Raw genomic sequence first — 9,524 nt, 5'->3', positions numbered from 1 at the left:
ACTAGCGGGCCACCGCGTCGGACGCCGCACCCCGGCGCAAGCTTCCGGGAATCTCCCCGAATGCCCAGGTGCTGGCGGTCATCTCGATCTCGATCGCGGTGTTGGACGGCACGCTCACGGCGGCCGGTACGAAACCGCGGCCTCAACAAGAGCCGGGGAAGACGGCCTTGAGCAGCTCGGTTCCCAGCCCCCTCTCGCGGATCGTGAACTCCGGCGACTTGCCGCGCGGGTTCCAGCCGAAGTACTGCTCGCCGGCGGCGCCGATGAACCAGACCTTGTCCGGGCTCAGGAACACCTGGTCGCCCTGCCGGTCGTACTGGAACTCGGCCCGCACCGGCCCGCCCCAGTCGAGAACGGTCGTGTCGGCCACATTGACTTCGAGGGGCTGCATGGCGCCGGTCTCGACCTGCACCGTGGCCGCGCCCAGGCCCAACTGGCCGGTGACCACCTCGTAGGTCCCGATCGGCACCGCGATGCCCTCGAGGCTCGCGGCCAGGTCGAAGGAGTGACGGCCGTCGGTGCTGCGCACGATCGCCTGCAGCAGCTTGCCCTTGGTCTCGAGCTCCGAGCGGAAGTCCAGCTCGCCGGTCGGCCCGGTGAACGGCGTGGCGCGCAGCTCGCTGCCCGCCGGATCCACCACGAGGGTCATCAGCCTGTCACCGATCAGCGCGACGTCCGAAAGGAACGTCGCCACCTTGCGGGTCCCGATCGCCATGGCGTCGGCGCCGACGTCGTCGTAGCGCCCGTTGCCATTCAGGTCGACCAGGGTGATCTTGGTGCCCTCGAGCGTGCCGACGACCGCGCCACCCGCGGCCCACATCCAACCGTCGCCCTTGTTCCACAGGCGCGCGGTGTAGCGCAGGGGTTCACCGTTCAAGTCGGTTCCCGTCAAGACGACCTGGGCCGTGCGCTCCAGGGTCGCGGGGTCCTCGACGCCCTCGATCACGCTCTCCAGCGTGCCGTCGCCGTCGGTGTCCACCGCCAGGCCGCCGGAGCGCGCCTCGACCGCGAAGCCGGAACCACCCGCGTGGGCCACGGGAATCGAGCCCGAGATCTTTTGGAAGGCCTGGGCCGGGAGCTGAATATTCCAGGTCCGGTAGGAGCGGTACTCGAGTCCGACCAGCTCTTCCAGCGGAAGGGCGGGCGCGACCGCGAGGGCTGCGGCTGCGGCTGCGGCTGCGGCTGCGGCTGCGGCTGCGGCTGCGGCAAGGGTGATGGCCACGTGTCGTTCTCCTGAATGGGCGACGACCCCGAGGGGCTCGGCGAAAGGCGTCCGGCCACTATACCCCTGGCCCCGCCGCGTGTTTCTTCCTCCGGTGGATTGGGAGGTCGCTCGTTGCATATGGGACCACAGCTCCCCTCGCGGCGGTTTCTCGTCCACGGGGCACGGCCCAGAGCCCTCCGTCGCTCGGCTGACAGGGGCGAGCCACCCGACGAATCCCATGCGGTCCCGGCCAAATCGCCGTTAGACCCCTTGAACCCACACCACGGAGCCCCCCCCATGAGAGCCACGCTCGTTCTCGCTGCGGCCCTGACGCTCGCCGTCGCCGCCAACTCCGCGCCCCAGTCGTCCGTCGGGCCGACCGCGCTCGCGCCGACACTTCTGACCGACGACTTCCGCACCGACGTGCACCCCGGCGAGACGAGCTTCGAGCTGTGGCTACACAGCACGGGCCGCGGATTCCCCTGCACCTGGCACCGCAACTTCGCGAACAAGACGGAGAAGATCGAGAACGTCGCCTCCGAGCAGATGGGCGCGACCCCGGGCTACCTCGACTACTCGAATCGTGGCTTCGGGCGTGTGATCCACTTCAATGGCTACAACGTGCGGCGCCTGCCCGAGTGGGTCGGCGGCGAGATCTGGCTCTCGTTCCTGATGCGAAGCACTGCGGGCTCCTCCAACTCGGCATTGATCTCCCTGCGCGACCGCAGCAACTACGACCCCTGCAATTCGTCGCGCGGCTACGAGGTCATGCTTGCGCCGGCGTCTGGCGTGGTCTCAGCGCGGGTCTGCAACGGTGGAGCCGACTGTGCGGGATTCCAAGCCACCGGCCCCCTCCACGGCGGCCCGCTGTACCTGGTGATCGCGCGCATGGTTCTGGACGCGGAGCCCTCCGTGGATGCATGGATCAACCCGACCGACTTGACCTCCGGGATCAGCGGACTCGGTCCGCCGGATGCCTCGCTGACGTCGCTGGACATCCCCGCGTTCTTCTCGACGCTGCAGGTCTCGACCGTGCGGCTCGACGTAGCCAACAACGCGCGTATCGACGCACTCCGCATTGCCTACGGCGACCTCGATTCCGAAGCCAAGCTCGCCGGCGTGCTGCACGGCACCCTCTCCGACTATCCTGGCAACGGCTCGGACTTCGAGTTGGCCCTGGATGTCGATGGTGTCACCGATCCGACCGGCAACCACCTGGCCTCGGTCGGGCAGACGGTGCAGATGCGGTTTCGTTCGATGGACCTCTCCCTGCCGTGCTCGCAGTTCGCGAGTTGCTCGGGCATCGCCGAGGGCGCCTACTCCCCCACCAACCCGAGCGACGGCGAAGGTTTCCTGGCCTTTGCCTCCTTCGGCGCACCGACACCGATCGGGCTGTGCGGGACCGACACGCCCATCTGGGTCGACCTGGGGACCTTCACCGAGCTGATCGGAGGGCTGGGGCCGGCGCCGAGCCCACTGTTCCTGTTGTCCGGGAGCGGCGTGGGGCTCTCCTTCACGGTCCTACCCGAGCTGCTCGGCCAGTCGATGACGGTGCAGATGGCGGCTTTCGACCCTCGTGCGCCTTGCGGGATCGGCCTGTCCGACGCGCATCGGGTCCTCTTCTGATCTGCGTAGTTGGCGTAGCTCAGGGAGCGACCGTCGCCACCAAGGCCGCCGACGCCGCCATCCCGCCGCTGCAGGCGGGCGCGGACCAAACGGCCTGGAAGACCATCACGGCGCCGACCCAGGCGGGGTCGTCGGGGATCGGGAAGGCGACGCTGACCGCCCCCAGGGCGTCCGCCAGCAGCACCAGCTCCAGGGGCGGCGTGTCGAGACCCACCAACAGTTGCAGCTCCCCCACCGGGGTGCTGCCCAGGGTCGAGCTCACCAACAGGCTCCCGACGGAAGACGGCGCGACGCCGTCAACGACGACCGAGAAGAGCTTCTGGCCGACCCGGGGCAGGGTGCTGGCCGAAAGGCGCGGTCGGACGTGGCAAGCCGCTGGTGTCGGTGTGCCGACCAGAACGGCTGCGACGTCGCCGTCGAGCTGTCCGTCGAAGTCGGCGTCCACCGAGCAGACGGGGCCGAGCTGCGGCGCAACCGCGGTCCAGACCAGGTCCGCCCCGTCGGCGGCGGCGAGGCCCTCGAGTTGCGCGGTGGTGAGCGGCTCGTCGAGTTCGGTGTCGAGGCTCCAGAGCTGCGCCTCGGCGTCATAGAGCAGCGTGCGCGGCGCGCCCTCGATGCGTCCGTGCGCGACCAGGGCGATCTCACCCAGGCCCGCGCGCTCGATCAAGAGCGCGCGCAGGGCGACGGCCTCGGGCTCGGTGGCCGACAGGAGGTCCAGCTCCACCTCCCGCCCGGTGGCCGGCGCCGTGCCGGTGTCGAGCTGCCGCAGGAAAGCGTCGACGTGGGGTGAGCCGCCGACGTCCGCCGCGAACAGGTCCTGCACGCCCGCGAGCTCGACCAGGTCACCAACGCGACCGTCGCTGAAGCGACCGAAGCCCGACGCCAGCGGACCCGTTGCATCGGGGTCGAAGCCGTCCTTGCGGTAGTAGTCGAACAGCGGCGGCACCCGCATGGGCTGGGGCGACGACATGGCCAGGAGCGAGATGAACCCGGTGCTGCCCTCCGGCAGGGCGTGGCAGTCGATGCACGACGAACCGTCGACCGAGGTGTCGTGGAAGATTTCGGATCCGGTAGCCGCGTTGGCGTCCGGCGGCGTGGTCGGCAGGGAGCGGTCGAGCTGCTGGTGGGGATTGGGCGCGTGGCGCACGGAACGCGCCCAATCGGCGAACAGGGCCATGTCCCCATCGGCCAGCTCGTGCCCGCCGAGCAGCGAGTCGAAGGCCCCGTTGAAGTCCTCGAAGGCGGGCTTGTCCCCGCGCCAGTGCAGGGGCTCGATCAACCCGCGCAGGGACTGGGTCACCAGGGGCCCCTTCATCGGGTGCAGGGGCGGGAAGACAGGCGGCGCCACGCCGGGGATGGCGCCTTGCTGCAGCTCGATCGGCACCTCGAACAGCTCCCCGGCAGGATCGCCGAGGTTCCAGGCCAGACCGTCCGTCTCGGCGTCCACGTGGCACGAGGCGCAGCTCATGGTGCCGTTGCCCGACAGGCGCGCGTCGAACAGGAACTTGCGTCCCGCACGAGTTGCCGCCGGCATCGGGTCCCGGGACGACACCGGCTGCTCGAGGGCCACGGTCGCGGACTGGACGTCGACGACCGAGAAGGTGTCGGACAGACCGTTGTAGACGTACAGCCAGTTCCCGCCCGGATGCAGCGCCAGGGCGCGCGGTCCGCGGCGATCCACGGTGGTGTCGCCGGGGGAGCCCAGCTCGACGCGCGCCGAGATCGCACCGCTGTCCACGTCGATCGACGCGACGCGGTCGGTGCCCTGGGCCGCGAGCCACAGTCGGCGCGTCGCCGGTTCGTAGGCCAGGCCGGTCGGCTCGGCCAGGGCGACGGCGAGCGACGCGGGATCCGGCAGCAGGTCGACTTCGACGCCCTGGTTCAGGTCGACGGTGGCCTTCACGTCGCCGCTGGCGGAGTCGACCGCGACGATGCGGTGCTCTATCGCGCGGGCGCGCAGTTGCTGCTCGAAGGCGATCGTGTTGCGCGCCTCGGTGCCCGCGACCCAGACCGTGGGTCCCAGCGGATCGACGGCCAGGTCGAAGAGGGTCGTGCCGAGCGCGGTCGCCACAGGCTCGATCGTCAGGCCGGCCACGTCGATGCGGAACAGGTCCCGGTCCGGGAGGGAGTAGGAGAAGGCGTCCTGCCAGGCCGGATCGTCGGCGCGGACGATGGCACCGGTGTGCGGCGGGTGGGGCAGGTTCGGGTCGTCGGGCAGGGGCTGCTCCGGCGCCAGGCTCGCGGGCAGGATCGTGGTGCCGTTGCCCGAGCGGCGGACCAGGACCCAGACCGACTGACCGTTGTCGCCCACGGCCAGGGCGCGGGGCTCTTCCGCCGGCACGTCGATCATGGCCGACAGCGCGCGACTCGCGCCGTCGAGCACCGCCACGCGGTCCTCGGTGGCGAGGGTCACGAAGGCCAGGCCGCCGGCGAAGACCACGTCGGAGGGCTGATCGCCGACCTGCACGGTGTCGATCACCCGCCCTTGGTCGACGTCCACCACGCTGACGCTGTCGGAGAGTTGGTTGGCGACCCAGACCTCGCCCGGGACGCGCTCCGCCACGGCGACCGGCTCGAGCCCGACCCGCACCTGGGAGCGCAGCACCGGGTGCGAGGGATCCTGCAGGGAGAAGATCGAGAGGGTGCCTCCGACCGGCTGCAGGACGAACAGGCGCAAGCCGTCCGCGGAGACCGCGATCGGCTGGGTGGCGGAACTCTCGAAGCTGACGAAGGGCGCTTCGGGCGGGGCGGGAGCTGTGGGCGCCGGCGCACCGGTCGGGGAGCCTGAGCCGCCGCAGCCCGCTGAGAGGATCGCCAGAAGCGCAGGGGCCAGGAGCTGGACGGAGCCGAGTCGCCTCGCCGCCCCGCGTCCCAAACTCCATTCAGCAATGCACTTCGAGACGGTCGCGGGCATGGTTCGGTACTCCGGTGGGTCGCGTCGACGAGCCCCCTCGGGTCCTGACGTGGATCATGGGCCCGAGGATCCCCGGCCGAGGCACCCCTTACAGCAGGCATACCCCCTTGGCCCCGGGCGCCGGCGCTGCGGTCGAGGCGGCACTCGGCGCCCGACCGAACCTCGAGCAGCCGGCCCTCGAGACAGACAGCCCTCGCGGGTGGCCGCATGGGGTCCGACGGGGAATCAGGGCCTCGCGCCGAGTTCGGGGGCCGGCCGCCACGCGCGATGTCGACCGATTCGCGCCTCGCACCTCGGATCGGCGACGCCCTCGTCGCCGCCGCGCCGCCGGGCGGTTACAACGTTTCTCGCCCCCCCCACCGACCAGCACGAGCCGCACCGCCATGGAGATCGTCAACAAGACCAAGCGCCCCCTGAAGATCCCCCTGCCGGGCGGGAAGAAGCTCTTCCTCGTCCCGGGCAAGTCCGGGCAGATCACCCCCAAGGCCGCGGAGTACCCGCCGCTGGTGAAGATGGTCGAGGCCGGCGAGATCGAGATCACAGACGGCGGCCGCTCCGTGGGCGGCGGATCGGGCACCGTGGGCGGTGTCAGCCCGGCTACGAAGAATTCGTCGGGCGGCACGATCCGCCACATCGGCGATCGCTGACGCGCCCTCGGCTCAGGAGCCGAAGGGCTGGGGTCCGGGGACGATCGTGGTCTTGAACGCCGGCGAGCTGCGCACCACCGGGCAGGACGCCAGGGGGTCGAGCACCAACATCGACAGGTAGAGGTCGATGCCAACGAGGCCGGGTGCGTCGGGGATCGGCAGCTTGGGTTCGAGGCTCTGCCCCGTCCCGTCGAGCTGGCCGAACGCGCCGGGAATCGTCGCGCCGCCCAGGGTGGCGGTGAACAATCCGTCGATGGCCAGGGGCATCGTGAGTCCGCACAGGTCGACTCCCCCGCCGAGCGAGCCCGCGAGCAAGACTTGGTAGAAGGCGCCCGGGTCCGCCGGCGAGGCCAGGGCGATCTCGCGTCCGCCGAAGCCGATCATGTCGGTGCCGAGCGCCGCGGTGCCCTGCACGAAGAGATTCGCGTCGACGCCGCCGACGGTGAACGGCGTGTCGATGATCCCGACCGCGGTCATGACCTGGAAGTGGTAGCTCCCGGCGGGCACCTGAACGCCAGCTTGGTTGCGCTGATCCCAGCCGTAGTCGATGGTCCCGATCGGTCCGATCAGGAACTCGGTGATCAGGCAGTCGGCGTCGAAGACCACCAGCCCATCGCCGTCGACGATGCGCCAGGGACAGCCGCCGATGGACATGATCAGCTCAGTGTCGTTGGTCACCGAAGCGTAGACCGTGGCGCCCGTCGGCGCCGGATCGGGTCCGACGTCGACGGTGACCTGGGCGGTGGCGGCGGTGGCGGTCAGGGACAGGGCGAGGACGGTGGACTTGAAATGCATAGTGGTATCTCCGCCACCAATACTACCACCGGCCACAGGTCCTGCTCGGCGCGCGGAGACGCGCAGCCGCGCTCACCACTGCTCGCGCGTCGGCGGCGCAGCCACCGCCGAGCGGACCTCGAGCCCGGCCTCGCGCGCCCCCGTGATCAGAGCATCCACCAGCTCGGGCACGAAGGAGCGGTCGTAGCGCGGCGATTCGGCCATCCGCCGCGCCAGCTCCGCCTGGCCATTCATCCCGTCGTGGATCACGATCCAGCCCAAACCTCGCGTCTCGATGCCTGCCAGCAGCTCGCTCTGCAAGCGATCGGCGGTGATCGGACTGTAGAGCGCGTCCCAGTCGTAGCGGTCCAGGGGCAGGATCGTCTTGCCCGCGCGGGCCACCGCTCCCAACTGCCAGGCCCAGATCCAACCGCCGCCCGGTCGGTACCACCGGGTCGGCCGCTCGTGCCCGAGCACCCGCGCCAGGGTCGCGTCGCAGGCGGCGATCTCGGCGGCGACCCCCGCGGCGGTGAAGCGACGCGTGGCCCAGGTCGCGGTGTCGCCGTGGTTGACGATCACGTGGCCCTCGCGTTCGATGCGGCGGGTGAGTTCTTCGTGCTCGGCGCTGGCGCGCACGTTCTCGCCGATCAGGCAGAAGTAGGCCTTCACCCCGTGCCGGGCGAGCACGTCGAGGATCCGATCGGTGACGCTGGGGCTGGGCCCGTCGTCGAAGGTCAGGGTCAGGGTGGCGCGCTCCTCGGGCGGGGTCGCGCGCAGGATCGTGCGGCAGCCGGTGGTCAGGGTCGCCGCGAGCAGCAAGAGCAAGGCCAGCGCCGGATGCCCCCAGCGGGGCGACGGCCCGACGCCCGCCCAGCTCAACGTCACACCGCGAACGCTCAATAGGCTCAACGTGGCTCCGTCCGGTCCACGACCACCGCACCGCGCGCGATGACCGCTCGGATGTGTTGGAGCGCGTCGAGGTCGTCCAGTGGATTGCCCTCCACCAACAGCAGGTCGGCCCGGTAACCGGGCGCGATCGCGCCCGACTCGTCCTCGAGCCCCAACACGCGCGCGGGGTTGACCGTCGCGCAGCGCAGGGCCTCGACGGGCTCGAGACCCGCCTCGACCAAGAGGTCCAGTTCTTCGTGCAAGGCCGAGCCCCAATAGACGTGGGGCGCACCGGCGTCGGTCCCGGCCAGGAGCAGCACCCCGCGCTCGTGCATGGCGCCCACGATCCGCCGAGCGGCGCGTTCGACGGCGACGCGCTCGGCGTGGAAGTTCGCCGGCAGCAGCTCTACCGGCAACCATTCGCGCCAGCGAGCGGCGGTGCCCTCAGGGGCCGCCGCCAATCGCGGGTCGTCCCACACCGTTGTATTGGGAGCGGATGCCCGGGCCAGCCCCTCACCGGCGACGAGCGTCGAGCAATAGGCCGTCCCGCTCGCCACGAGCGCCGCGATCAACGCGGCGCCGCGCCCGTCCGCAGCCAGGTAAGCCTCGAGATCGCGCTCGAAGGTCGCGGCCGATTCGAGGGCGTCGCGGCCAAGTGCCTGCTCGCCGAGGGTCGTGGCGTGCTCGATCGTGCGTTGAAACTCGGTCACCTGGGCGATCGGCACGCCGCGCGGCGCGTGGCCATCGACCGGCAGCCCGAACTCCGCCGCGGCCGCCGCCACCGCGCGGTGGACCTCGGGCGTCATCACGTCGTGGACCTTGATCAGGTCCACGCCCATGCGCGCCAGATCGGCGACCGCCAACCGCGCCTGGGCTTCGTCGTTGATCTGAATCCGTGATCCGTCGCCCATCACGTCCGGACGCCCGTCCAGGTGGGGACCGGCGGCGACGATGCGGGGCCCGCGCCACTGCCCCGCCGCCACCTTGTCGCGGGCCACGACCGTCGCGGACCCGGGGCCACCCAGGTCGCGCACGCCGGTGACCCCCGCGGCCAGGTGAGCGGCGAGCACGACCGCGTCGTCGCTGTCGTGGACGTGCATGTCCCACAGACCCGGCAGGAGGTAGGCGCCCTCGCCCGCAATCGTCGTCGACGCCGCGAACGCCGCGACTTCGCCGGCCGGACCGACGACCACAATGCGTCCCGCGTCGACCAGGACGGTCCGGCTGGGGAACACCACTCCCGCGTCGAGGTCGACCAACGCGACGTCGGTCAGAGCCAGGTCGACCTGGCGCGGTTGGGGATCCGATGCCTGCGAACCGCAAGCGGGGAGAAGCGACCAGGCCAGGACCAGCAGCGCCCACGGCCGGCGTTGGCTCGTGGAACGAGTCGAAGCTGCGACCCCCTCTTCTTCGCGCCGCTCCCCGAGTCCCGCCGCGGTCATCCTGTGATCTGCCGACATTGTGCTACTTC

Annotated in this window: 7 protein-coding genes; 2 read left to right on the top strand and 5 right to left on the bottom strand. The window is 70.9% G+C overall.

Translation table 11 applies throughout. The features are described 5' to 3' along the window. Positions 1-142 precede the first annotated feature (142 nt). Complete coding sequence (locus Pla133_RS05785) at positions 143-1,222, bottom strand: hypothetical protein (protein ID WP_419192169.1); 1,080 nt, start codon at positions 1,220-1,222, stop codon at positions 143-145. Between the two features lie 279 nt (positions 1,223-1,501). On the opposite strand from Pla133_RS05785, the gene Pla133_RS05775 reads away from it, so the two are divergent. After that, entirely contained in the window at positions 1,502-2,830 is a 1,329-nt protein-coding gene (locus tag Pla133_RS05775) for a hypothetical protein (RefSeq protein ID WP_145063397.1), read from the top strand. A gap of 19 nt (positions 2,831-2,849) precedes the next feature. Here Pla133_RS05775 and Pla133_RS05770 read toward each other — a convergent pair whose 3' ends face one another. Further along, positions 2,850-5,744 (bottom strand): beta-propeller fold lactonase family protein, encoded by a 2,895-nt coding sequence (locus Pla133_RS05770; RefSeq protein ID WP_145063395.1) that lies wholly within the window; start codon positions 5,742-5,744, stop codon positions 2,850-2,852. Between the two features lie 383 nt (positions 5,745-6,127). On the opposite strand from Pla133_RS05770, the gene Pla133_RS05765 reads away from it, so the two are divergent. Beyond that, positions 6,128-6,391 (top strand): hypothetical protein, encoded by a 264-nt coding sequence (locus Pla133_RS05765; RefSeq protein ID WP_145063393.1) that lies wholly within the window; start codon positions 6,128-6,130, stop codon positions 6,389-6,391. 12 nt (positions 6,392-6,403) lie between these two features. Here the strand turns inward: Pla133_RS05765 and Pla133_RS05760 are convergent, their stop codons facing one another. The 3 genes from Pla133_RS05760 to Pla133_RS05750 form a co-directional block, all read right to left on the bottom strand. Next, the gene (locus Pla133_RS05760) at positions 6,404-7,186 is read right to left on the bottom strand and encodes a hypothetical protein (protein WP_145063391.1); all 783 of its coding nucleotides are present in this window, start codon (positions 7,184-7,186) and stop codon (positions 6,404-6,406) included. A 72-nt stretch (positions 7,187-7,258) separates the two neighbouring features. Continuing rightward, on the bottom strand, positions 7,259-8,050 hold the full coding sequence (locus Pla133_RS05755) for a polysaccharide deacetylase family protein (protein ID WP_419195431.1): 792 nt from the start codon (positions 8,048-8,050) through the stop codon (positions 7,259-7,261). Between the two features lie 20 nt (positions 8,051-8,070). Further along, a complete protein-coding gene (locus Pla133_RS05750; RefSeq protein ID WP_419192167.1) occupies positions 8,071-9,495 on the bottom strand; it encodes an amidohydrolase family protein in 1,425 nt (474 codons plus the stop codon). Positions 9,496-9,524 lie beyond the last annotated feature (29 nt).

Origin of the sequence: Engelhardtia mirabilis, from assembly GCF_007748095.1 — a bacterium.
Lineage (GTDB): Bacteria > Planctomycetota > UBA1135 > UBA1135.
Note: the sequence above shows the minus strand (reverse complement) of the source record. Positions and strands in the feature narration are given on the sequence as shown.

Excerpts from the sequence above, each read along its gene's own strand:
- Pla133_RS05750 (WP_419192167.1), bottom strand. The coding sequence starts at position 9,495 with ATGACCGCGGCGGGACTCGGGGAGCGGCGCGAAGAAGAGGGGGTCGCA.
- Pla133_RS05765 (WP_145063393.1), top strand. The coding sequence starts at position 6,128 with ATGGAGATCGTCAACAAGACCAAGCGCCCCCTGAAGATCCCCCTGCCG.
- Pla133_RS05770 (WP_145063395.1), bottom strand. The coding sequence starts at position 5,744 with ATGCCCGCGACCGTCTCGAAGTGCATTGCTGAATGGAGTTTGGGACGC.
- Pla133_RS05760 (WP_145063391.1), bottom strand. The coding sequence starts at position 7,186 with ATGCATTTCAAGTCCACCGTCCTCGCCCTGTCCCTGACCGCCACCGCC.
- Pla133_RS05775 (WP_145063397.1), top strand. The coding sequence starts at position 1,502 with ATGAGAGCCACGCTCGTTCTCGCTGCGGCCCTGACGCTCGCCGTCGCC.